General features: G+C 70.0%; 21 protein-coding genes. 12 read left to right on the top strand and 9 right to left on the bottom strand.

Features of this window, described 5'->3' with window-relative positions; translation table 11 throughout:
* Window positions 1-9: 9 nt before the first annotated feature.
* Genes BS69_RS0109585 through hemC form a run of 3 tightly spaced genes read right to left on the bottom strand, consistent with a single transcriptional unit; the run spans window position 10 to window position 2,367 of the window.
* Window positions 10-804 carry a hypothetical protein gene (locus BS69_RS0109585; RefSeq protein WP_051676669.1) on the bottom strand — a complete coding sequence of 265 codons (795 nt, stop codon included), beginning with the start codon at window positions 802-804 and terminating at the stop codon, window positions 10-12.
* A 4-nt stretch (window positions 805-808) separates the two neighbouring features.
* Window positions 809-1,447, bottom strand: a complete 639-nt coding sequence (locus BS69_RS0109580; protein WP_029941731.1) for a uroporphyrinogen-III synthase — start codon at window positions 1,445-1,447, stop codon at window positions 809-811.
* On the bottom strand, window positions 1,444-2,367 hold the full coding sequence (hemC, locus tag BS69_RS0109575; RefSeq protein WP_029941730.1) for a hydroxymethylbilane synthase: 924 nt from the start codon (window positions 2,365-2,367) through the stop codon (window positions 1,444-1,446). The genes BS69_RS0109580 and hemC overlap by 4 nt, the downstream gene beginning before the upstream one ends.
* A 49-nt stretch (window positions 2,368-2,416) precedes the next feature.
* Here hemC and tsaD point away from each other — a divergent pair, with 49 nt between their 5' ends.
* Entirely contained in the window at window positions 2,417-3,448 is a 1,032-nt protein-coding gene (gene tsaD / locus BS69_RS0109570; protein ID WP_029941729.1) for a tRNA (adenosine(37)-N6)-threonylcarbamoyltransferase complex transferase subunit TsaD, read from the top strand.
* The gene (locus BS69_RS0109565; RefSeq protein ID WP_029941728.1) at window positions 3,445-4,422 is read left to right on the top strand and encodes an NAD(P)H-dependent glycerol-3-phosphate dehydrogenase; all 978 of its coding nucleotides are present in this window, start codon (window positions 3,445-3,447) and stop codon (window positions 4,420-4,422) included. Before tsaD ends, BS69_RS0109565 begins: the two co-directional genes overlap by 4 nt.
* Before the next feature lie 5 nt (window positions 4,423-4,427).
* On the opposite strand, the gene BS69_RS13995 is transcribed toward BS69_RS0109565, so the two are convergent.
* Complete coding sequence (locus tag BS69_RS13995) at window positions 4,428-4,595, bottom strand: DUF1674 domain-containing protein (RefSeq protein WP_084184428.1); 168 nt, start codon at window positions 4,593-4,595, stop codon at window positions 4,428-4,430.
* 17 nt (window positions 4,596-4,612) lie between these two features.
* Here BS69_RS13995 and BS69_RS0109555 point away from each other — a divergent pair, with 17 nt between their 5' ends.
* The 4 genes from BS69_RS0109555 to purH are packed head-to-tail and all read left to right on the top strand — an operon-like array spanning window position 4,613 to window position 9,765.
* Window positions 4,613-5,842: an RsmB/NOP family class I SAM-dependent RNA methyltransferase gene (locus tag BS69_RS0109555; RefSeq protein WP_029941727.1), complete on the top strand. Its 1,230-nt coding sequence runs from the start codon at window positions 4,613-4,615 to the stop codon at window positions 5,840-5,842.
* Between the two features lie 18 nt (window positions 5,843-5,860).
* Window positions 5,861-6,523: a ribulose-phosphate 3-epimerase gene (rpe, locus tag BS69_RS0109550; protein WP_029941726.1), complete on the top strand. Its 663-nt coding sequence runs from the start codon at window positions 5,861-5,863 to the stop codon at window positions 6,521-6,523.
* Window positions 6,520-8,157: a heparinase II/III family protein gene (locus BS69_RS0109545; protein ID WP_084184426.1), complete on the top strand. Its 1,638-nt coding sequence runs from the start codon at window positions 6,520-6,522 to the stop codon at window positions 8,155-8,157. The genes rpe and BS69_RS0109545 overlap by 4 nt, the downstream gene beginning before the upstream one ends.
* A 15-nt stretch (window positions 8,158-8,172) precedes the next feature.
* On the top strand, window positions 8,173-9,765 hold the full coding sequence (gene purH, locus BS69_RS0109540) for a bifunctional phosphoribosylaminoimidazolecarboxamide formyltransferase/IMP cyclohydrolase (RefSeq protein WP_029941724.1): 1,593 nt from the start codon (window positions 8,173-8,175) through the stop codon (window positions 9,763-9,765).
* Between the two features lie 4 nt (window positions 9,766-9,769).
* On the opposite strand, the gene BS69_RS0109535 is transcribed toward purH, so the two are convergent.
* Window positions 9,770-11,305, bottom strand: coding sequence for a lipopolysaccharide biosynthesis protein (locus BS69_RS0109535; protein ID WP_051676668.1), 1,536 nt, complete (start codon window positions 11,303-11,305; stop codon window positions 9,770-9,772).
* The gene (polA, locus tag BS69_RS0109530) at window positions 11,302-14,085 is read right to left on the bottom strand and encodes a DNA polymerase I (RefSeq protein ID WP_029941722.1); all 2,784 of its coding nucleotides are present in this window, start codon (window positions 14,083-14,085) and stop codon (window positions 11,302-11,304) included. Before polA ends, BS69_RS0109535 begins: the two co-directional genes overlap by 4 nt.
* Window positions 14,086-14,217: 132 nt before the next feature.
* On the opposite strand from polA, the gene BS69_RS0109525 reads away from it, so the two are divergent.
* Window positions 14,218-14,649 carry a hypothetical protein gene (locus BS69_RS0109525; RefSeq protein ID WP_029941721.1) on the top strand — a complete coding sequence of 144 codons (432 nt, stop codon included), beginning with the start codon at window positions 14,218-14,220 and terminating at the stop codon, window positions 14,647-14,649.
* 25 nt (window positions 14,650-14,674) lie between these two features.
* Here BS69_RS0109525 and BS69_RS0109520 read toward each other — a convergent pair whose 3' ends face one another.
* Entirely contained in the window at window positions 14,675-15,361 is a 687-nt protein-coding gene (locus BS69_RS0109520; RefSeq protein WP_029941720.1) for a Crp/Fnr family transcriptional regulator, read from the bottom strand.
* 65 nt (window positions 15,362-15,426) lie between these two features.
* Between BS69_RS0109520 and BS69_RS0109515 the strand changes: the two genes are divergently transcribed.
* Complete coding sequence (locus BS69_RS0109515) at window positions 15,427-15,606, top strand: hypothetical protein (RefSeq protein ID WP_029941719.1); 180 nt, start codon at window positions 15,427-15,429, stop codon at window positions 15,604-15,606.
* Between the two features lie 3 nt (window positions 15,607-15,609).
* Here BS69_RS0109515 and nadB read toward each other — a convergent pair whose 3' ends face one another.
* Window positions 15,610-17,190, bottom strand: coding sequence for an L-aspartate oxidase (gene nadB, locus BS69_RS0109510; RefSeq protein WP_029941718.1), 1,581 nt, complete (start codon window positions 17,188-17,190; stop codon window positions 15,610-15,612).
* Window positions 17,187-18,110: an ABC transporter ATP-binding protein gene (locus tag BS69_RS0109505; protein ID WP_029941717.1), complete on the bottom strand. Its 924-nt coding sequence runs from the start codon at window positions 18,108-18,110 to the stop codon at window positions 17,187-17,189. The genes nadB and BS69_RS0109505 overlap by 4 nt, the downstream gene beginning before the upstream one ends.
* Before the next feature lie 104 nt (window positions 18,111-18,214).
* Here BS69_RS0109505 and BS69_RS0109500 point away from each other — a divergent pair, with 104 nt between their 5' ends.
* The 4 genes from BS69_RS0109500 (at window position 18,215) to tldD (ending at window position 21,038) form a co-directional block, all read left to right on the top strand.
* Window positions 18,215-18,730 carry a DUF4402 domain-containing protein gene (locus BS69_RS0109500; protein WP_029941716.1) on the top strand — a complete coding sequence of 172 codons (516 nt, stop codon included), beginning with the start codon at window positions 18,215-18,217 and terminating at the stop codon, window positions 18,728-18,730.
* 113 nt (window positions 18,731-18,843) lie between these two features.
* The gene (locus tag BS69_RS0109495) at window positions 18,844-19,362 is read left to right on the top strand and encodes a DUF4402 domain-containing protein (protein ID WP_029941715.1); all 519 of its coding nucleotides are present in this window, start codon (window positions 18,844-18,846) and stop codon (window positions 19,360-19,362) included.
* A 49-nt stretch (window positions 19,363-19,411) separates the two neighbouring features.
* Window positions 19,412-19,618 carry a zinc-finger domain-containing protein gene (locus tag BS69_RS0109490; protein ID WP_029941714.1) on the top strand — a complete coding sequence of 69 codons (207 nt, stop codon included), beginning with the start codon at window positions 19,412-19,414 and terminating at the stop codon, window positions 19,616-19,618.
* Window position 19,619: 1 nt separating this feature from the next.
* A complete protein-coding gene (tldD, locus tag BS69_RS0109485; RefSeq protein WP_029941713.1) occupies window positions 19,620-21,038 on the top strand; it encodes a metalloprotease TldD in 1,419 nt (472 codons plus the stop codon).
* Window positions 21,039-21,047: the final 9 nt, after the last annotated feature.

Raw genomic sequence — 21,047 nt, 5'->3', positions numbered from 1 at the left:
CGCAAGCCTTTAGCGCGAGAGCAGGGCCGCGCTTTCGATCTCGTCCAGCGCGCGGTGCGCGGCGATGTAGCTGCGGGCGTCCGCGACCCATCTGGGCGCGGCGCCAATGCCAGGCAGGCGCATCGCTTCGGCGAGCGCCTGGTCGACCTGCCCCGCCGTCAATCGCGCCGAGGCGCGCTCGTAGGTCGCCACCGGCCGCTGGCTCGGCTGGTCGGCGCGGCGGATCGAGACGAGATTGCCCATCTCGCGGCGGAGGTTCTGCCACAGGCTGGCGCTTTCGGGCGCCGCCTTGAGCCGCGGCGCGAGCACCGCGAAGTCGGCGGTCAGCTGGTCGAGCCGGACGGGCCGGCGCGAGGCGGTGACGATCGTCGCCACCGCCTTAGGATTGGTCGCGCCGAAGCGCTCGCTCAGCAGGGGCTCGAGATAGCCGAGGGCCACCCCGCGGTCGATCGCGCGGCGCGCGGCGAAGGCGACCAGAAGGGCGTCGGCCCGGCCCGCCGACCCTTCGGCGCGGGCGGTGGCATTCTCGACCCGGGCAAGTCGCTCCTCGAGGGTCGCGACCCGCGCTTCGGTTGCTGGCAGCGCGGAAACCACCGAGGCTCCGGGTGCGGCGGCGGGAGGCGTGATTGCTCTGGGTGCGGTCACGGGCACCGCATCGGCGGGCTTGGCGACCCCCACGAACTGCGCGGCCTGCGGATAGCGCCCGAGCGCCCACACGGCCGCGCCGGCCCCGACGAGCAGCAGCAGCAGGGCAGTCAGCAGGATCGCACTGAGGCTCATCCCCCGGGCCGGCGCATTGCTCATGGCCTCAGTCCTTGCACAGCTTGGCGGCGAGGGGAAGCAAGGCGTCGTCGGAGGGCCGGGGCGCGGCTTCGCAGGCGGCCCACCCCACGCCGCAGGCGCGCGCCGCCGCTTCGCTGATCGCGGCGATGCGGACCTGCGCCCGCTCGAGCGACAAATCGGCGACACGGCGCCCCGCCGCCGGCGAATGGACGAGCAGTACCGTGCCCGCGAGGCTGTCCGGGATCGGCGGCGGCAAGGGCTCGGTCCGATAGACGGTGACGACGCTGATGACCTGCGCCGGATCGACGGGCGCGATCCGCTCGGCGCCCGCGAGATGCAACAGTCGCAATCCCTCCGGAAGGCTCGCCAGAAGCGCGTCCACGCCGCCGGTGCCGGTCGCGGCGACCGTCGCGCCGGCTTTCCGCGCGACCACGGCGGTGGCCTCGCCCACCGCATAGACCGGCAAGACTGGCAGCGCGCCGGCATGGCGGACGGCATTGGCGCTGGTCAGGAGCAGGCCATAGAACTCGCCCGTTGGCATCGTCCACGGCACTGCAACGGTGCGAAACAGCGGATGCAGGCGCACCTCGAGCCCCAGCGCCGCGGCACGCCCGGCGGTGGCCGAGGCGCCGGGTTCGGGCCGGAGGATGACGAGCGGCCTCACGCGGCGGCGAACAGCATCCGGACTTCCGGCGGCGCGCGGTCGAGCAGTTCGGCCGCAAGGGCCAGCCCGGCCGCTTCCTCGTCCCCTTCGCCCGCGCGGATCTCACCCTGCACCTGCTGGGCCCCGTCGCTGCTGAGGAGCTCGGCGCGGAGCCACAGGCCGCCATCGCCCTCGATCACCGCCAGCGCCGCGACCGGCGAATGACACGACCCGCCGACGCCGCGCGCGAGTGCCCGTTCGGCCAGCACCGCCCGGTGCGTGTCGCGATGATCGATCGCCGCGAGCAGCGCGCGGGTTTCGCCGTCGTCGGCCCGGCACTCGATCGCGATCGCGGCTTGCCCGGGGGCGGGCAGGAAGGCGTCGGTCTCCACCGCGCAGCCCTCGTCGATCCCGAGCCGGTCCAGCCCGGCGGCGGCGAGAAAGGTCGCGTCATAGCTCCCCTCGGCGATCTTCAGGAGGCGGGTCGCGACATTGCCGCGCATGATCGAGACCTGGAGGTCGGGCCGCTGGCGCAGCAGTTGCGCGGTGCGGCGCGGCGACGAGGTTCCCACCCTCGCGCCCTGCGCCAGCGCCTCGATCGACGGCGACCCGATCAGCCGGTCGCGAACGTCGGCGCGGGGCAGGAAAGCGGCGATCACCAATTCAGGCGGACGCTCGCTTTCGACGTCCTTGCAGCTGTGGACCGACAATTGCGTCGCCCCGCCCAGCAAAGCCACGTCGAGTTCCTTGGTCCACAGCGCCTTGCCGCCGATCTCGGCCAGGGCGCGATCCTGCACCCGGTCACCGGTCGTGCGGACCTCGAAGATCGACACGGTACCGCGGTCCCAGCCATGCGCTTCCTCGAGCGCGGCGGCGGTCGCATGGGCCTGCGCAAGCGCGAGCGGGGAGGCGCGGGTGCCGAGCGTGAGAGGCGCTGTCATCGTGCGCCCTCTTGCCAGAGCCGCCGGGGAAGGCAAAGGCCCGCACCGCATGGCGCTTCTCCTCGGCCTCGAATCCTCCTGCGACGACAGCGCGGTCGCGCTGGTCACCAGCGACCGGCGGATCGTCGCGCAGCGCGTGGTCGGGCAGAACCAGGCGCATGCCCCGTTCGGCGGGGTGGTGCCCGAGATCGCTGCCCGCGCCCATGTCGAAGTGCTGCCGGGTCTCGTCGGCGAGGTGCTGGCCGAGGCGGGTGTCGCGCTCGGCGACGTCGACGCCATTGCCGCCACCGCGGGTCCGGGACTTATCGGCGGCGTTCTCGTCGGCCTGCTCACCGCCAAGGGTCTCGCGCTGGCAAGCGGCAAGCCGCTGCTGGCAGTCAATCATCTCGAGGGTCACGCCTTGTCGCCGCGGCTGGTCGATCCGGACCTCGGCTTTCCCTACCTCCTGCTGCTCGCCAGCGGCGGCCATTGCCAGTTGCTCGAGGTCCGCGGGGTCGGCGACTACCGGCGGCTGGCGACGACCATCGACGATGCCGCGGGCGAGGCGTTCGACAAGGCCGCCAAGCTGCTCGGCCTGCCCTATCCGGGCGGCCCGGCGATCGAGCAACTGGCCCGGACAGGCGATCCCAGGGCCGTGCCCCTGCCGCGCCCGCTGGTCGGCAGCGGCGAACCACATTTCTCCTTCGCCGGCCTCAAGAGCGCGGTGCAACGCGCGGTCGCGGCGGGGACGCACCGGCCCGAGGACATCGCCGCCAGTTTCCAGCAGGCCGTGGTCGACTGCTTCGTCGACCGCACCCGGCTGGCGCTTGGCCGGAGCGACGCCCCCGCACTCGTGGTGGCCGGCGGGGTCGCCGCCAATAGTTCGGTACGCGCCGCGCTGCAGGCGCTCGCCGAGGCCGAAGGCCGGCGCTTCTCGGTTCCGCCGGGATGGCTCTGCACCGACAACGCCGCCATGATCGCCTGGGCAGGGGCGGAACGCTATGCGGCGGGGATGGTCGACGGGCTCGACGCGCCCGCCCGTGCGCGCTGGCCGCTCGATCAGTCGGCCGAGGCGGTCAGGGGCGCAGGAGTGAAGGCATGAAGGTCGGAGTGGTCGGAGGCGGCGCGTGGGGCACGGCGCTGGCGCAGGTCGCGGCGCAGGGCGGCGAGACCCTCCTCTGGTCGCGCGAGCCCGAGGTTGCCGAAAGCATCGCGGCCACCCACGAGAACCGCCTGTTCCTGCCCGGCGTGCCACTGTCCGAACGGATCCGCCCGACCACCGACCTTGCCGACCTCGCCCAATGCGACCTGTGGCTGCTGGTGACCCCTGCCCAGCACATGCGGGCCGTGCTCGAGGCGGCCCCGCCTTGCGCCGCCGCTCTGGTCCTCTGCTCCAAGGGGATCGAGGAAAGGAGCGGCTTGCTGCTTCACGCGGTCGCGCGCCAAGCCTGCGCCGAGGCCGAGGTCATGGTGCTGTCGGGGCCTACCTTTGCCCACGAGGTGGCGGCGGGCCTGCCGACCGCGCTCACCCTCGCGGCCGACGACGAGGAGGATGCCGAGCCCGTCCGCGCCCGCCTCGCCCGGCCCGAGTTTCGCATCTATCTTTCTGACGACGTCGCCGGGGCCGAGGTCGGCGGGGCGGTCAAGAATGTCCTCGCCATCGCCTGCGGCGTGGTCGAAGGCCGCGGCCTCGGTCAGAATGCCCGAGCGGCGCTGATCGCGCGCGGTTTCGCCGAAATGACCCGCTTCGGCCTCGCCCGCGGCGCCCGACCCGAAACGCTGGCGGGGCTGTCAGGGCTCGGCGACCTCGTCCTCACATGCTCCTCGACCAGCTCGCGCAATTATTCGCTCGGAAAGGGCCTTGGCCAGGGCCGTCCGGCCGCCGAACTGATGGCCGACCGCCGGACGGTGGCGGAAGGGGCGTTCACTGCCCCGGTGCTGCGCCGGCTGGCGGAAGAGGAGGGGATCGACATGCCGATCGTCGCGGCGGTCGACGACATGCTGGCCGGCCGTGCGCGGGTCGACGAGGTGCTCGAACGCCTCCTCAGCCGTCCCCACCGGCCCGAACGCGCATGAGCGCCCTAGAAATCCCAGGCGATGCCCTTCTTCTCCCAGTCGCCGTAGCGGGTGGGATCGGGGCGCGGCTTGTCCCCGCTCGGCGGCGGCGCGGGCGCGGCCTCCTCGGGCTCGGGCACCGGCGGCGACTTGCTGAGATAGGCGGGCGGCTTGAGGTCCTTGGGGCGCGGCATGGACAAGGAGATGGGCGTTGAGGCCGCCGCGGCCAAGAGGGACCGAAGCCGGGGTCGATCCGCGCCGTGCCGCGCTGCGCATTCTCGACCGGACCTTGCGCGGCGGCCAGACCATGGAATCGGCCGCGCAAGGCGGACCGAAGCTCAACCCCGGCGACCAGGCGCTGGCGCTCGCCATCGCCGGCGAGACACTCCGCCGTCTGCCCCTGCTCGACACGCTGATCGACAGCGCCACCCGCCAGCCGCTGCCCGACGATAGCAAGGCGCGCATGGTGCTTCGCCTCGCGCTCGCCCAGCGGATCGCGATGCAGGTGCCCGACCATGCCCTCGTCGCGACCGCCCTGCCGCTGGTCGAGGGCGGACCCCGCCGGCTCGTCCACGGCGTGATCGGCACGCTGCTGCGGGGGACGCTGCCCACCGCCGACGAGGCGCCGCTCCCGGCCGCCGTCGAGCAGCGCTGGACCGCAGCATGGGGCGAGGAGGCGGTCGCCGTCGCCCGCCGCGCCATCGTCCGCCGGCCGCCGCTCGACCTCAGCTTCCGGGAGGCGGCAGACGCCGAGGCCTTTGCCGCCACCGAGCAAGGGCTGCGCCTCGCCGACCGGCAGGTCCGGCTGTCCGACCAGCGCGGGGTCACCACCCTCCCCGGCTTCGAGGAAGGCCGCTGGTGGGTGCAGGACCTGTCCTCGACCCTGCCCGCGGGCTTGGTCCCGGCCGAGGCCGTCACCGTGCTCGACGCCTGCGCGGCGCCCGGCGGCAAGACGCTCCAGCTGGCGGCAGCCGGCCACCAGGTCACCGCGCTCGACCGGTCGGAGAGTCGTCTGGCGCGACTTCGGGCCAATCTCCATCGCACGGGCCTGTCGGCCAAGATCGTGGTCGAGGACGTGCTGGGCTATACCCCGGACGTCCCGTTCGACGCGGTCCTGCTCGACGCCCCCTGCTCGGCGACCGGCACCTTCCGCCGCCATCCCGAGGTCCTCTATCGCGCGAGCGAGCGGATCATCGCCGAGAGCGCCGAACTCCAGGGCCGGATGCTCGACAAGGCGGCAGCGTGGGTGAAGCCCGGCGGGAGCCTCGTCTATGCGGTCTGCAGCCTCGAGCCGGCCGAGGGCGAGGAGCGGATCGCCGCCTTCCTGGCCGCAAACCCGGCTTTCGCGCTCGCCGAGCAGCGCCGGGTCGTCCCCGGTGAACGCGAGGAGGAGGGCGGAATGGACGGCTTCTTCACGGCGCGCCTTGTCCGGACCGGCTAAGACCGTCTAATCGGCCCCATGGCCGCACCGATCATCGCCCCCTCGATCCTCTCCGCCGACTTCGCGCGCCTTGGTGAGGAAGTCCGGGCAATCGATGCCGCGGGCGCCGACTGGATCCATATCGACGTGATGGACGGGCATTTCGTCCCCAATCTGACGATCGGGCCCATGGTAGTGAAGGCGCTTCGCCCGCACAGCGCCAAGCCGTTCGACGTCCATCTGATGATCAGCCCGGTAGACCCGATGCTCGACGCCTTTGCCGAGGCGGGCGCCGACATCATCACCGTCCATCCCGAGGCCGGACCGCACCTTCACCGCACCATCCAGCGCGTGAAGGGGCTGGGCAAGAAGGCCGGCGCGTCCTTGAACCCGGCGACTCCCGCCAAGATGCTCGATTATGTGCTCGAAGAGCTCGACCTCGTGCTGGTGATGAGCGTCAATCCGGGCTTCGGCGGGCAGAAGTTCATCAGCTCGCAGCTCCGCAAGATCGAGGCGATCGCCAAGCAGATCGCCAAGCAGGGCCTCGACACTGTCCTGGAGGTCGATGGCGGGGTCGACGCGAAAACGGCGCGGCAGTGCGTCGATGCCGGCGCGACCGCGCTGGTGGCCGGGACCGCGGCCTTCCGCGGCGGCGCCGACGCTTATGCCGCCAACATCGCCGCGCTCAAGGGCGAGGGATGAGCGATCGCGGCGCGCTCCAGCGGCTGGCGACCGTGCCGCTGCTGCAGCGGCTGGCGTCGCGCGGCAAGCCGCCGCTGCGCCTGCTGGGCGTCGCCCGCGATCATGTCATCGGCAGCAAGGCGCGGGGCGAGCAATTGCTGGCGGGTCGCTTCTTCGTCGGCGGCGAGGCGGTCGCACTTGACGACCTCGACTGGGCCGCGATCGACCCGTCGACCTCGCTCGGCGCGGAGCTCCACGGCTTCTCCTGGCTTCGCGATGTCGCCGCGGCCGCAACCCGGGAGCGCGGCGCGGCGCTCGCCGAAGGACTGGTCGGCCGCTGGCTGGTCGCGCATGGGAGCAAAGTCGATCCCGCCTGGGCGCCCGGGCTGTGGGGCGAGCGCTTGCTTTTCTGGCTGGCCTTTGCGCCGTACATCCTGTCGCGGCGCGATGCCGACTATCGCTCGGCCCTGCTCAACACCATGGCCCGCGGGGCGCGCCATCTCGCCGCCGAAGCCGACAATGCCCCACCCGGGCTGGCACGAATCACCGCCTGGGCGGGCCTCACCGCCGCCTGCCTGTTGCTGTCCTCGGGGACGAGCCGCCTCGCCAAGGCCGAGGGCGGCCTGTCGCGCGCGCTTGCCAGCGCCCAATTCGACGATGGCGGCCTGATGAGCCGCTCGCCCGCCGAGCAGGCGAGGCTGGTCGACCGGCTCGGCCTGCTCCGCGCGGCTTATGCCGCGGCCCGGCAGGATTTTCCGCAGGGGTTCGAGGATTCGGGCGCGGCCGCGCTGGCGGCGCTTCATGGCGTCACCATGGGCGACGGGACGCTGTCGAGCTGGCAGGGCGGCAACGAGGGCAGCCGCGCCGCACTCGCCGCCCTGGTCGAAGGCTGCGGCTTTCGCGCGCGGCCGCTGCGCCAGCCGCGTGGCTGGGGCTATCACCGGCTGAGCGCGCTCGGCACCATCCTCGTGATCGATGCCGCGCCGCCTCCCCCGCGAAAGCTGGCTCGGATCGGTTCGGCCTCGACCCTCGCGATCGAACTCAGCGACGGTCAGCAGAAGCTCGTTGTCAACTGCGGTGGGCCCGGGGACCTGACCGGCACGCTTCCGGAAGGCCTCGCCCCGGCGCTTCGGACCACCGCCGCCCACTCGACCCTGACGCTCGCCGACACCAATTCGACCGCGATCCTGCCCGACGGATCGCTCGGCCGCGGAGCCGAGGACGTCAGCGTCAGCCGCACCGAGGACAATGACGCGAGCCGGCTCGAATCCGCTCACGACGGCTATGTCCGCGGCTTCGGCCTCGTCCACCAGCGCGCGCTCAGCCTCGGCAACGACGGCAAGGAAGTGCGCGGGTTGGACCGCCTGACCCCGCGCGGCCGACGGAAGATTCGGGAGGACGTGCCCTTTGCGGTCCGCTTCCACCTCGCACCGGGAGTCGAAGCGGTTCCGACCGCCGACGGGCTCGGCGCCCTCATCCGTTCGCCCGGCGCGCCGCCATGGAATTTCCGCTGCCGCGGCGCCCAACTCGACCTCGAGGAGAGCGTGGTGGTCGACGGCCAAGGCGCACTTCGCTCCACCCTCCAGCTCGTGCTCGTCGGCGAGGTCTCGCACCTCGGCGCCGAGATCGGCTGGCAATTCCGCCGCTCCAGCTAGGACTTTCACGCTCCCATGACCGACCTCGTTCCCGTTCGCCGCGCGCTCCTGTCGGTGTCCGACAAACATGGACTTGCCACGCTGGCCGAGGGACTGGCGGCGCGCGGGGTCGAGCTGGTCTCGACCGGCGGGACCGCGGCGAAATTGCGCGAACTCGGCCACGAGGTGCGCGACGTCAGCGAGCTGACGGGCTTTCCCGAGATGATGGACGGCCGGGTGAAGACTCTGCACCCCAAGGTCCATGGCGGGCTGCTCGCGGTTCGCGACGAGGCCGAGCATGCCGCCGCCGCCGCCGAGCACGGGATCGGCTTCATCGATCTCGTAGTGGTCAATCTCTATCCCTTCGAGAGGACCGTCGCCGGCGGCGCGGACCGCGACACGGTGATCGAGAATATCGACATCGGCGGGCCCTCGATGGTGCGCTCGGCGGCCAAGAACCACCGTTATGTCGCGATCGTCACCGACCCCGAGGACTATCGGGCCGTACTCGACGAACTGGACGCCAATGATGGCATGACGTCACTCGCGCTGCGCAAGCGCCTCGCCGCGAGGGCCTTTGCCCGCACGGCCGCTTATGACAGCGCGATCGCCAGCTGGTTCGCCTTCGCCGACCAGGGCGAGACCATGCCCGAGACCCTGCCGGTGGCGCTGACCAAGGCGTCCGAGCTCCGCTACGGCGAGAACCCGCACCAGTCGGCGGCGCTCTACCTGCCGCAGGCGAGCGGCGTGGCCGGGGTCGCCGGGGCGCGTCAGGTCCAGGGCAAGGAGCTGAGCTACAACAACCTCAACGATGCCGACGCCGCGCTGGAACTGGTGAGCGAATTCCGCGACGGGCGCCCGGCCTGCGTCATCGTCAAGCACGCCAACCCCTGCGGCGTCGCCGAGGCGGCCACCATCGCCGAAGCATATGCGGCGGCGTTCCGCTGCGACTCGGTCTCGGCCTTTGGCGGGATCGTCGCGGTCAACCGGCCGCTCGACGGCGTCACCGCCCAGGCGATCACCGACATCTTCACCGAGGTGGTGATCGCGCCCGACGCCGACGAGGACGCGCTGACCGTTTTCGCCGCCAAGAAGAATCTGCGCCTGCTCCTGACCGGCGACCTTCCCGATCCGCGCCGTCCGGGTCTCATGCTCAAGAGCATCGCCGGGGGCATGCTGGTGCAGAGCCGCGACAATGGCATCGTCCTTCCGGCCGATTTGCGGGTCGTCACCAGGCGCCAGCCGACCGAGGCCGAACTCGCCGACTGCCGCTTTGCGTGGACCGTCGCCAAGCACGTCAAGTCCAACGCCATCGTCTATGCCAGGGACGGCGCGACGGCCGGTATTGGCGCGGGCCAGATGAACCGCCGCGATTCGGCGCGGATCGCCGCGGCCAAGGCACGCGAGGCGGCCGAGACCTTCGGCTGGCCCGAGCCGCGCACCGTCGGTTCTGCGGTCGCCAGCGACGCCTTCTTCCCCTTCGCCGACGGACTGCTTGCCGCCGTCGAAGCGGGCGCGACGGCGGTGATCCAGCCGGGCGGCTCGATCCGCGACGACGAGGTGATCGCGGCCGCCGATGAAGCGGGCCTCGCGATGATCTTCACCGGAATGCGCCACTTCCGCCACTAAGGGCTCAGCGGGGAGCGTCTCCGCTGGTGCCGGGGGCGGGAAGATCGACCTCGATGTCCTTCTTGCGCATCCGGAACAGCTCTCGGTCCTCGGGCCCGAAGCCGCGCCGCCAGACGACGAAGCCGAAGGCCGCGAGGATGGCGGGAATGCCGAGACTGAGCTCGAGCCACTCGGGCATCAGGATCGCTAGCTGGCCGACGACCATGCCAGCCGCGGCAGCCCAGATCAGCGGCCAGCGCCAGCCGCTGACCGGCGCCCCGAGCAGCCGCGACGCAAGCCTCGCCTTGGTCACCGCGGCAAAGGCGAGCGCGAGGCACAGGGCGACGGCCGGCGCGGTCGCCTGCCATGCGTCGGGCCAGCCGAGGCGGCGGAACAGGAGGATCAGCGCGACCGTCAGCACCGCCTGGAGCGCGAGCATGGCGAGGCTCAGCATCATGTTGCGGTGGCGTGCGATATAGATGAGCGCGGCCTCGCTGGTGGTCGCCGTGGCGGCGATCACCTCGGCCGCGAGCAGGAAGACGAGCGCGGCGGTTCCCGCGACGAAGGCCGGTCCGACGAGCCCCATCACGCCCTCGCCGGGAATGCCAAGCGCCAGCGCCACCGCGGCCTGCGCGGCGATCACCCAGAAGCCGACCTGGCGGATCTGCCGCGCGACCCCGACCCGGTCGCCCTCCTCGAGGCTGCGGCTGATCACGGGACCGAGGATCGGGTCGAAGCTGGTCTTCAATTTGCTCGGCAGCGAAGCGACATTCTGCGCGACATAATAGATGCCAACGAGCTTGGGTGCGGCGAACAGGCCGAGGATGGCAAGGTCGATGCGGCGGCTGCCCCATTCGACCGTATCGGCGGCCGCGACCGGTATGTAGCGCCGGGCCAGCCGCCAGCTCTCCGCCGGCTGCGGCCGCCAGCCATGCGCCCAGCCATAGGTGCGCAGGAACGGAATGGCCGAGGCGACCAGCGCGCCGATCATCGACAGCGCGTAGGCGAAGATCAGGCCGTCACGCTTGGAGATGAAGGCGAAGATCAGCGCCGCGATGCTGATCGTCCACGGCTCGACGATGGCGCGGGCACGGACGGTGGCGCCGACGTCGTGGCGATAGGCGAGCGCGGCGAGCATGACGTCGCTCCACGCCAGCGCGAGCACCGCCACCGGCAGCAGCCATTCATGGCCATAGATCTCGCTGTTCGGGAACATCGCCTGCGGGAAGGCGAACAGGATCGCCATGCCGATCACGCTGGCGGTGAAGGCGACGAGCAACGCGTCCCAGGTGATGCAGACGTGCGGCTTGTCGGTCTTGCTCAATTGCTCGGCAAGCCCGCGCTTGAGGCCGAGGGTCGCCAGCTGCGCAACGAACTCGACCACCAGAACGGCATAAGCGAAGCGCCCGAGCGCCTCGGCCCCGTAGAGGCGGCCGGCGATGAACAGGAAGGGCAGGCGCGCGGCGAGCCGCAGCAGGAAGCCGAAGAAATTGATCCGGCCCCCGCGCGCAAGGGCGGCGAGGTCCTGGCGCGGTGCCTCGGGTGCGGCGGTGTCGGTCAATGCGCGACGCCCCAATTGGCGCCCCAGCCCACCTCGACGCTAAGCGGCACGTCGAGCGTCACCACCGGCGCGGCGGCGTTCGCCATGACGTCGCGAATGACCTCGGCAGCCTGCTCCTCGCGGCCCTGCGGAACCTCAAAGACCAGTTCGTCATGGACCTGCAGCAGCATCCGCGCGTCGGACAGGCCGGCATCGGCGAGCGCGCCGGGCATCCGGACCATCGCCCGCTTGATGATGTCGGCGCTGGTGCCCTGGATGGGCGCATTGATCGCCGCGCGCTCGGCGCCCTGGCGGAGGCTCATGATGCTCGAGCGAATGTTGGGGAAGTGCGTCTTGCGCCCGAACAGGGTCTCGGAATAGCCGCGCTCGCGGACCTTCTCGAGCGTCGTCGAGATATAGTCCTTGATGCCGGGAAACCGCTCGAAATAGCGGTCGATCATCGCCTTGCCCTCGTCGCGGCTGATTCCCAGCCGGCCGGCAAGCCCCCAGCTCGAAATACCGTAGAGGATGGCGAAGTTGATGGTCTTGGCCTTGCCGCGACTGTCCTTGCCGGCGTCGCCGAACAATTCCATCGCGGTCATGGTGTGGATGTCCTCGCCCTTGGCGAAGGCTTCCTTCAGTTGCGGCACGTCGGCGATGTGCGCGGCGAGCCGAAGCTCGATCTGGCCATAATCGGCCGACAGCAGGCTGAAGCCCTCCTCGGCGATGAAGGCGTTGCGGATCTTGGCGCCGAGCTCGGTCCGGATCGGGATGTTCTGGAGATTGGGATCGGTCGAGGACAGGCGCCCCGTCTGCGCCGCGGCCAGCGCGTAGCGGGTGTGGACCCGGCCGCTCTTGGGGTCGATCTGCGCCTGGAGCGCGTCGGTGTAGGTCTGCCGGAGCTTGGTCAGGAGCCGCCAGTCGAGCACCAGCCGGGCGACCTCGACTCCATCGGCCTCGAGACGCTCAAGCTCGGCCTGGTCGGTCGAATAATTGCCGCTCTTGCCCTTGCGCCCGCCCTTGAGGCCAAGCCGGTCGTAGAGCACCTGGCCGAGCTGCTGTGGCGAGCCGATGGTGAAGGGCCCGCCCGCTGCCGCGAAGATCCGCTCCTCGAGGCTGGCGGTCTCGGCCGCGAAGGTGCCCGACAGCTCGGCCAGATAGGCGCGGTCGACCTTGACCCCGTCGCGCTCCATCGCGCCGACCACGGGAACGAGCGGCAGGTCGACCAGCCGATAGACACGGGTCGCATGCTCGGCGGCGAGGCGATGCTCGAGCCGCTGCCACAGCCGCCAAACCATGTCGGCGTTCTCGGCAGCATATTCGGTCGCCGCGGCGATCGGCGCATCGCCGAAGCGGATCGCCTTCTGCCCGGTGCCGCAGACGGCCTTCAGGGGCAGGCACTCATGCTCGAAGTGGCGCTTGACCAGTTCGTCGAGCGCATGGCCATAGCGCCCGCCGTCGAGCGCGAAGCTCGCCAGCATGACGTCCTCGACCGGGCTCACCACGATGCCCTGCTCGGCGAGCAGCTTGAGCTGGTCCTTGAGATTATGGCCGAGCTTGAGGACGCTCTCGTCCTCGAGCAGCGGCCGAAGCAGTCCCAAGCCCTCCTTGAGCCCGAGTTGCGCGGGGCCTTCGTTCAAGAGGTCGGGCGTGCCGTGGCCGAGCGGGACATAGGCCGCCTTGCCGGGCCCGATCGCGAGGCTGACCCCGGCAAGCCCCTCGGCGAGCCCGTGGCCGCCATCGCCCTGCAGATCGATCGCGACCCGCCCCTGCGCGCGAGCCTCGGCGATCCATTGCCCGAGCGTCGCGGCGTCGGAGATGGTCGCATAGGTCGAGCGGTCGACGCTGATCGCCTCGGGCGCACCGGGGCCGGCCTCGCGCACGGGCGCCGGCGGGCGTTCCCCGTTCGACGGCCGCGCGCCCTGCCCGACCATGCGGTTGAGCAGCGATTTCCAGCCCTGCTCCTCGAGGAACTCGCGAAGCGGCGCCTCGGGAATGTTCTGGAGCGCCAGTGCCTCGAGCGGCTCGGGCAGGTTCATCTCGCACACCAGCCGGACCAGCTCGCGGCTGAGCCGCGCATTGTCGGCATGGGCGATGAGGTTCTCGCGCAGCTTGGGCTTCTTGATCTCGGGCGCGGCGGCGAGCACCGCTTCGAGGCTGCCATGCTCCTGGATCAGCTGGCTCGCGGTCTTGGGGCCGATTCCGGGGACGCCCGGCACATTGTCGACGCTGTCACCCATCAGCGCGAGCACGTCGCCCAATTGCTGCGGGGGAACGCCGAACTTCTCGACCACATAGTCACGGTCGATGCGGCGGTCGTTCATCGTGTCGAGCATGTCGACCGAGCCATCGTCCTCGATCAGCTGCATCAGGTCCTTGTCGGAGCTGACGATGGTGACCTTCCAGCCCGCCTGGCGTGCGGCGGCGGTGTAGCAGGCGATGATGTCGTCGGCTTCGAGGCCTTCTTCCTCGATGCAGGGGATGGAGAAAGCGCGGGTGGCGACGCGGATCAGCGGCAGCTGCGGCTTCAAATCCTCGGGCGCGGGCGGACGATGCGCCTTGTACTGGTCGTACATGGCGTTGCGAAAGGAGGACGACCCCTTGTCGAGGATCACCGCCATGTGGGTCGGTCCGTCGGCCTTGCTGAGACCGTCGGCGAGCTTCCACAGCATCGCGGTGTAGCCGTAGACCGCACCGGTGTTCATGCCGTGCCGGTTGGTCAGCGGCGGCAACCGATGGTAGGCGCGGAAGATGTAGCTCGATCCGTCGACGAGATAGAGATGGGGCTGGGCGTCAGACATGAGCGGGCGGGTTTAGCAACATCGCCGCCGTAATCCACCATGGCCGACAAGGCTCCGGCCCGTTTGACAAGCGTCAAGGCGGCCGCCTCCGCCCGGGCATATCCCTCGCTTCGCAAGCCAGGGAGAAATTCGATGACCGATCGCTTCACGCAGGAGATTCTGGCCGCTCGCGGCGAGATCGTCGCGGCGCCCGAAATGGACGAGCGGCCTTACTGCCGCGACCGCAATTTCGGGCTTCCGCCGGCGCTGCTGCTCGGCGCCTTCGCCTTCTTCGTCGCCTATCTGGCGGTAATGTGGGTGGGCTTCGCGGCCGATGGGCTCATTCTACCGATGGTGGTGAATTTCGTGTTCGTCGCGGCCTTCGCCTTCGTGCCCGCCAAGTGGGCGACGATGAAGCCCGAGCACAGGGCCAAGGCGCTCGACTGGGCGCACTTCCGGGCGACGGGGATCGACACCGCCACCGGGCAGACCCCGGCGAGCGAGGCGATCACGCTCGTGCTGCTGCTGCCGGCCTGCATCCTGTTCTGGGGGATTGCCACGACCACCATCGCGGCACTGGTCTGACCACCCCGGCTTGCTTGCGGCAGGCCTAATTCCCCAGCTGCGCGGCATCGACCAGTTCGATGCCGCGCAGACCCCTGCGGCGGATCGCGCCGCTTTTCTCCAGGGCCGAGACCTGCCGGCTGACGGTCTCGATGGTGAGGCCGAGGAGGCCCGCCATCTCGGCCCGGCTCAAGGGCAGGTCGAAGCGCGCCGCCGGGTGGCAGGGCGAATCGCTCGCCGCCTCTGCCATCGCCAGCAAAAAGGCGCCGACCCGCTCGCGCGCCGAGTGACGACCGACCATCGCCATTAGCGAACGGGCGCCGAACAAATCCTCGCTCGACCGGCGGAGGAGGGCGCGGGCGAGCGCCGGATAGCGCTCGACCGCCGCCTCATATTCGCGGCGCGAGAAGAGGCACACCTCGCTGTGGGTGAGCGCCACCACGTCGAAGCGCGCGAGTGGGGCGAACAGTTCGCCAACGAAGCCCGCGGGATGGACGAGGCTCAAGATCCGCTCGGTCCCGTCGGCGTCGGACGCGCTGATCTTGAGCGCACCGCGAACCAGGGTCGCGCAGCGGTCATTATCCTCGCCCGCCGCGAACAGCGTCTCGCCGGGCGAGAGCAGCCGATGCCGGCCGAAGCGTGCGAGGTCGGCCCGCTCGGCACCGTCGAGCGCCGCGCAGGCCGCGCGATCGCGGACCGGGCAGGTGGCGCAGGCAAGCGGGCTCGAGCTCATGCCTCGAAGGTAGCGCAAGGCGCCGGGGTATTGCCACCGCCCCCGCGCGCGCCGATGAAACGGTCATGGGAGAACGTTTCGAGCGCCACCGGCAGCCCTGGACCGCCGATGAGAACACCAAGCTTCACACGCTGGCGGGCAAGGGCATGGGCCTCAAGGCCATCGCCAAGGCGCTGACGCGCTCGGAAGAGAGCACGCAGGCGCAGGCCAAGGTGCTCAAGATCAAGATCGCGAAGATGCGCTAGCCCTCAGGGGGCCAGCACCGTGTCCTTCGCCTGCGCCAGCGTGCGCGGATAATCGGTGGTGAAGTGAAGCCCGCGGCTTTCGTGGCGGTGGAGGGCGGAGCGGACGATGAGGTCGGCGACCTCGACCAGGTTGCGAAGCTCGATGAGGTCGGGGGTCACGCGGAAGTTCGAGTAATAGTCCGTCACTTCGCCGCGGAGCATGTCGATCCGGCGCTTGGCGCGCTCGAGCCGCTTGGTCGTCCGGACGATGCCGACATAGTTCCACATGAACCGGCGGATCTCGCCCCAGGTCTGGGCGATGACGACTTCCTCGTCGCTGTTGGTGACCCGGCTCTCGTCCCACTCCCGGATTTTCGGCAGCGCAGGCAATTCCTCCCACCGCGCGAGAATATCCTTCGCCGCCGCCTCACCGAACACGAGGCATTCGAGCAGGCTGTTGGAGGCGAGGCGGTTGGCGCCGTGGAGCCCGCTCTCGGTCACCTCGCCCGCGGCATAAAGGCCCGGCGCATCGGTGCGGCCGGCGAGGTCCACCACCACGCCGCCGCACGTATAATGCTGCGCCGGCACCACGGGGATCGGCTCCCTGGTCATGTCGATGCCGAGCCCGATCAGCTTTTCGTAGATGTTGGGGAAGTGGCCCTTCACGAACTCGGGATCGCGGTGGCTGATGTCGAGGTGGACGAAGTCGAGGCCGTCGCGCTTGATCTCGTTGTCGATTGCCCGCGCGACGACATCACGCGGCGCGAGCTCGGCGCGCTCGTCATAGTCGGGCATGAACCGGTGGCCGGTCAGCGGATGCTTGAGAATCCCGCCCTCGCCGCGCACCGCCTCGGTGATCAGGAAGTTCTTGACCGACAGGTTGTAGAGGCAGGTCGGGTGGAACTGCATCATCTCCATGTTGGAGACGCGGCAGCCCGCGCGCCAGGCCATGGCGATGCCGTCGCCCGTCGCCCCGCGCGGCGCGGTCGAATAAAGATAGACCCGGCCGGCGCCGCCGGTCGCGAGCACCGTGGCGCGGGCGACCAGCGTCTCCACCTTTTTCGTCGCGCGATTGAAGGCATAGAGGCCGTGGACCGCGCCGCTGGTCGAGAAGCGGTCTTCGTGCCGCCCGGTTACCAGGTCGATCGCGACCATGTCGGGCAGCAGCGTGATGTTGGGATTCGCGAAGGCCGCCTTTTCGAGCGCCTGCTGCACAGCCCAGCCGGTCGCGTCGGCGACGTGGACGATCCGCCGATGGCTGTGACCGCCCTCGCGGGTGAGGTGGAGCGCGCCATCCTCCTCGGCGAAGGGCACGCCCAATTCGATCAGCCGCTGGATCGCCGCCGGGGCGGCGCCGACCACATGCTCGACGACCTTGCGATCGTTGAGCCCGGCGCCGGCGATCATCGTGTCCTCGACGTGGCTTTCGAAGCTGTCGCCTTCCTCGAGCACCGCGGCGATTCCACCCTGTGCCCAGCCGGTCGCGCCCTCCCCGAGCGCGCCCTTGGCGATCACCGCGACCTTGCGATGTGCAGCAAGGTTGAGCGCCGCGGTCAGCCCGGCCGCCCCCGAGCCGATGACGAGGACGTCGAAGGCCTTGCTCATGCGCTCCGGACCAGGCTCAGGAACACGTCCTCGAGGTCGGGCTCCTTGGTCACCACGTCGACGATCCCGAGTCCGTCGGCCTGAAGCGCGGCGAGGACCTCGCCCGCATTCACCTTGTCCTTCCGGTAGGTGATGGCGAGGCTGCGCTCACCCTGCAGCACGACCTTGTCGAAGCAGATGTTCTCGGGAACCGCGGCAAGGTCGCGGTCGACCGTCACCACCACATTCTTCTCCTGCGCGCGGGCGAGGAGCTGCTTGGTGGGTTCGTTGGCGACCACCTTGCCGTGGTTGATGATCGCGATCCGCTCGCACAATTCCTCGGCTTCCTCGAGATAATGCGTGGTGAGGATCACCGTGGCGCCCTGGGAGTGGAGCTCGCGGACATATTCCCACAGCTGCTGGCGGAGCTCGATGTCGACCCCGGCGGTGGGCTCGTCGAGGACGAGGATGGGCGGCGAATGGACCATCGCCTTGGCGACCAGCAGCCGCCGCTTCATGCCCCCCGACAGCGTCCGGCTATAGGCATGGGCCTTGTCGGTGAGGCGCATGGCGGCGAGCAGTTCGTCGCTGCGCCGCTCGGCCGCCGGGACACCGTAAAGCCCGGCCTGTATCTCGAGCGCCTCGCGCGGGGTGAAGAAAGGGTCGAACAGGATCTCCTGCGGCACGATCCCGATCGACAGCTTCGCGTTGCGCGGATGCTCATCGATGTCGAAGCCCCAGATTTCGACCTTGCCCTCGCTCTTGGTGACGAGGCCCGCGAGGATGTTGATGAGGGTCGACTTGCCCGCGCCATTGGGGCCGAGAAGGCCGAAGAATTCGCCTTGCCGGACCTCGAGCGAGACGCCGTCGAGCGCGCGCTTGCCCCCGTCATAGGTCTTGCCGAGTCCCTCGATTCGGATCGCCGTCGCGTCGCTGCTCATGGCCAAAGCGCTTAGCGGCGGCGGGCCGGGGGCGGAAGCGGCGAAGGTAAATTCACCATTTACCTTACTTGGCAAAGTGGATTTGACGTTAACCGTCCTAGACGATGGCCATGCGGCGCGCGCTCTGCCTGTTCCTGTCCGGCCTCCTGGCTGCCGGCACCGCCGAGGCGCAGACGCGCTTTTCCGCGATCCCGCGCGCCAAGGCCGGCGGCGCGTTCATCTATCCGCTGACCGTGGTCACCAAGAACAACCTCGACTTCGGCTATATCGCGGTCAACGGCGCCGGGACGGTGGTGGTCAACCCCAACACCAGTGTCCGCAGCGTGACCGGCGGGGTGCTCGCGCTCGGCGGACGGCCGCAACCGGCGACCTTCCTCGGCGCCGCCAGGAGCGCCTCGGTGGTGATCATCCGCGTGCCCAAGTCGCCGATCACCATCCGCAGGGTCGGCGGGACCGAGACCATGACGGTCCAGAATTTCACCCTGCAGGGACAGGACAAGCGCACCCTCGCCCGGATGGAAGCGTTCGAGTTCAACGTCGGCGCGACGCTGGTGGTGAACGCCAACCAGGCCGAGGGCGTCTACACCGGCGAATTCGACGTTACCGTCCAATATCCGTGAGGCGAAGCGTCAAGCTTCAGGGTTAAGAGGTTCTTGAGGAGCCTTGGTGAACGGCTGTTGAGACGGCGTCCCCCACAACCATTGGCGTTCAACCAATGTGGGGACATCGACCAATGCGTTACACTCTTGCACTCGCGGCGCTCGCCGCCACTACCGCTTTCGCCGCTCCGGCCGCCGCCCAGACCGTGCCGGTCAGCGCCACCGCCGAAGCTCGCGGTCTGATCATCCAGCCGCTGAGCTTCGTCAATCTCAATCGCCTCAACTTTGGCACCATCGTCGCCAGCAACCTCGCCGGCAGCGTCACCATCGACCCCGCCACGGGCGCCCGCTCGACCTCGGGCGGCGTCACCGGTGCGCCGAGCGACGTCGGCGGCCGCGGCCTGTTCGAAGGCCTGGGCTTCGCCGGCCAGGCCGTGCAGATCAGCTCCAGCGTGCCTGCCATGCTGGTGAACCAGTCGGACTCGACCCAGGCGGTGGTCTTCCGCAACTTCACCCTCGACGGCGCGAACACCCGCGTCATCGGCGTGACGGGCAGCTTCCGCGTGGGCGTCGGCGCCACCATCGACGTGGGCGCCAACCAGGCTCCGGGCGTCTACAGCGCCCAGTTCACGGTCACCGCTGACTATCAATAAGACCCCACACTTATTGCAGCGGTGGGGGGCGGTAGCTATCTCGTGAGGGATGCAACCGCCCCCTGAAACCGTCCGCGTCACTTCCAACGCCGTCCACTGCGATGGCAGCGGCGAAGTGAGCCCCGCGCTTGGCCATCCGCGCGTCTTCCTCCGCATCGACGAAAAGGGTTTCGTCGAATGCGGCTATTGCGACCGGCGCTTCGTCCTGATCGGCGGACCCGCCGACAGCGAGAGCGGCACCGGGCAGGCGGCCTGAGGTGGGGGCCGAAGACCCCCGCCGCTTCCTTTACAATGCGGCGCTCGACCCCGACGAGGCGCGCCGCCTCGCCGCCCGCCACCTGTCGGCGCATGACGATGGCGAGCTCTACCTTCAATATCGCCGTAGCGAGGCCTTCGGGTTCGACGACGGCCGCCTGAAGACCGCCGACTATCATGTCGGCCAGGGCTTCGGCCTGCGCGGCGTGAGCGGCGAGGCGACCGCCTTCGCCCATGCCAATGAGCTCAGTGCCGCCGCGATCGACCGCGCGGCCGAAACGCTTCGACTACTTGCTCCAGGGGGCAAGCCCGCGCCCGCCCCCTTCCGCACCAACCAGGCCCAATATGGCAGCGAGGACCCGCTCGGGGCCCTGCCCTTCGCCGACAAGGTCGCGCTGTGCCAGAAGATCGACGCCGCCGCCCGCGCCCGCGATCCCAAGGTGGTGCAGGTCAGCGTCGGCCTTCAGGCGAGCTGGAGCGTTGTCGAGATCGTCCGCGCCGACGGCTTCGTCGCGACCGACGTCCGGCCGCTGGTCCGGCTCAATGTCTCCATCGTCGCCGAGCGCAATGGCCGCCGCGAGATGGGCTTCCATGGCCTCGGCGGGCGCTACGACATGGCCCGCCTGTTCGACGAGGGGAGCTGGAACCGCGCGATCGACATCGCGCTCGACCAGGCGCTGGTGAATCTCGACAGCGTGGCCGCCCCGGCCGGCGAGATGACCGTCGTCTGCGGGCCCGGCTGGCCCGGCGTGCTCCTGCACGAGGCGGTCGGCCACACGCTCGAGGGCGACTTCAACCGCAAGGGGACGAGCGCCTTTTCGGGTAGGCTCGGCGAGCGCGTCGCGGCGCCTGGCGTGACGGTGGTCGACGATGGCTCGCTCCACGAACGCCGCGGCAGCCTGACCATCGACGACGAGGGCACGCCGACCGGGCGCACGACCCTGATCGAGGACGGAATCCTCGTCGGCTATCTCCAGGATCGGCTGAACGCCCGCCTGATGGGCGTCGCCCCGACCGGCAACGGCCGCCGCGAGAGCTTCGCCCATGCGCCCATGCCGCGGATGACCAACACCTTCATGCTCGGCGGCAAGAATGACCCCGGCGCGCTGGTCGAGCGGGTCAAGGACGGCATCTACGCCAAGAGCTTCGGCGGCGGACAGGTCGACATCACCAGCGGCAAGTTCGTGTTCGGCTGCACCGAGGCCTATCGGATCCGCGACGGGAAGCTGGCCGAGCCCCTGAAGGGCGCGACGCTGATCGGCGACGGCCCGACCGTGCTGACCCGGGTCAAGGGCATTGGCAACGACCTCGCGCTCGACGAGGGCGTCGGCATTTGCGGCAAGGGCGGGCAGAGCGTGCCGGCGGGTGTCGGCCAGCCCACCTTGCTGATCGAGGGCCTGACGGTCGGCGGAACCGCCTGAGCTGTCGCG

The organism is Sphingomonas astaxanthinifaciens DSM 22298 (assembly GCF_000711715.1).
GTDB classification, from domain to species: domain Bacteria; phylum Pseudomonadota; class Alphaproteobacteria; order Sphingomonadales; family Sphingomonadaceae; genus Sphingomicrobium; species Sphingomicrobium astaxanthinifaciens_A.
The sequence above is the reverse complement of the archived record's forward strand: the minus strand, read 5'-3'. Positions and strand labels throughout refer to the sequence as shown.

What these genes read in the sequence shown, in the direction of transcription:
- BS69_RS0109495 (WP_029941715.1), top strand. Translation starts at nt 18,844, where the DNA reads ATGCGTTACACTCTTGCACTCGCGGCGCTCGCCGCCACTACCGCTTTC.
- BS69_RS0109505 (WP_029941717.1), bottom strand. Translation starts at nt 18,110, where the DNA reads ATGAGCAGCGACGCGACGGCGATCCGAATCGAGGGACTCGGCAAGACC.
- rpe (WP_029941726.1), top strand. Translation starts at nt 5,861, where the DNA reads ATGGCCGCACCGATCATCGCCCCCTCGATCCTCTCCGCCGACTTCGCG.
- BS69_RS0109490 (WP_029941714.1), top strand. Translation starts at nt 19,412, where the DNA reads ATGCAACCGCCCCCTGAAACCGTCCGCGTCACTTCCAACGCCGTCCAC.
- tsaD (WP_029941729.1), top strand. Translation starts at nt 2,417, where the DNA reads ATGGCGCTTCTCCTCGGCCTCGAATCCTCCTGCGACGACAGCGCGGTC.
- BS69_RS0109520 (WP_029941720.1), bottom strand. Translation starts at nt 15,361, where the DNA reads ATGAGCTCGAGCCCGCTTGCCTGCGCCACCTGCCCGGTCCGCGATCGC.
- BS69_RS0109545 (WP_084184426.1), top strand. Translation starts at nt 6,520, where the DNA reads ATGAGCGATCGCGGCGCGCTCCAGCGGCTGGCGACCGTGCCGCTGCTG.
- BS69_RS0109500 (WP_029941716.1), top strand. Translation starts at nt 18,215, where the DNA reads ATGGCCATGCGGCGCGCGCTCTGCCTGTTCCTGTCCGGCCTCCTGGCT.
- purH (WP_029941724.1), top strand. Translation starts at nt 8,173, where the DNA reads ATGACCGACCTCGTTCCCGTTCGCCGCGCGCTCCTGTCGGTGTCCGAC.
- BS69_RS0109525 (WP_029941721.1), top strand. Translation starts at nt 14,218, where the DNA reads ATGACCGATCGCTTCACGCAGGAGATTCTGGCCGCTCGCGGCGAGATC.
- polA (WP_029941722.1), bottom strand. Translation starts at nt 14,085, where the DNA reads ATGTCTGACGCCCAGCCCCATCTCTATCTCGTCGACGGATCGAGCTAC.
- BS69_RS0109565 (WP_029941728.1), top strand. Translation starts at nt 3,445, where the DNA reads ATGAAGGTCGGAGTGGTCGGAGGCGGCGCGTGGGGCACGGCGCTGGCG.
- BS69_RS0109515 (WP_029941719.1), top strand. Translation starts at nt 15,427, where the DNA reads ATGGGAGAACGTTTCGAGCGCCACCGGCAGCCCTGGACCGCCGATGAG.
- BS69_RS0109585 (WP_051676669.1), bottom strand. Translation starts at nt 804, where the DNA reads ATGAGCAATGCGCCGGCCCGGGGGATGAGCCTCAGTGCGATCCTGCTG.
- nadB (WP_029941718.1), bottom strand. Translation starts at nt 17,190, where the DNA reads ATGAGCAAGGCCTTCGACGTCCTCGTCATCGGCTCGGGGGCGGCCGGG.
- hemC (WP_029941730.1), bottom strand. Translation starts at nt 2,367, where the DNA reads ATGACAGCGCCTCTCACGCTCGGCACCCGCGCCTCCCCGCTCGCGCTT.
- BS69_RS13995 (WP_084184428.1), bottom strand. Translation starts at nt 4,595, where the DNA reads ATGCCGCGCCCCAAGGACCTCAAGCCGCCCGCCTATCTCAGCAAGTCG.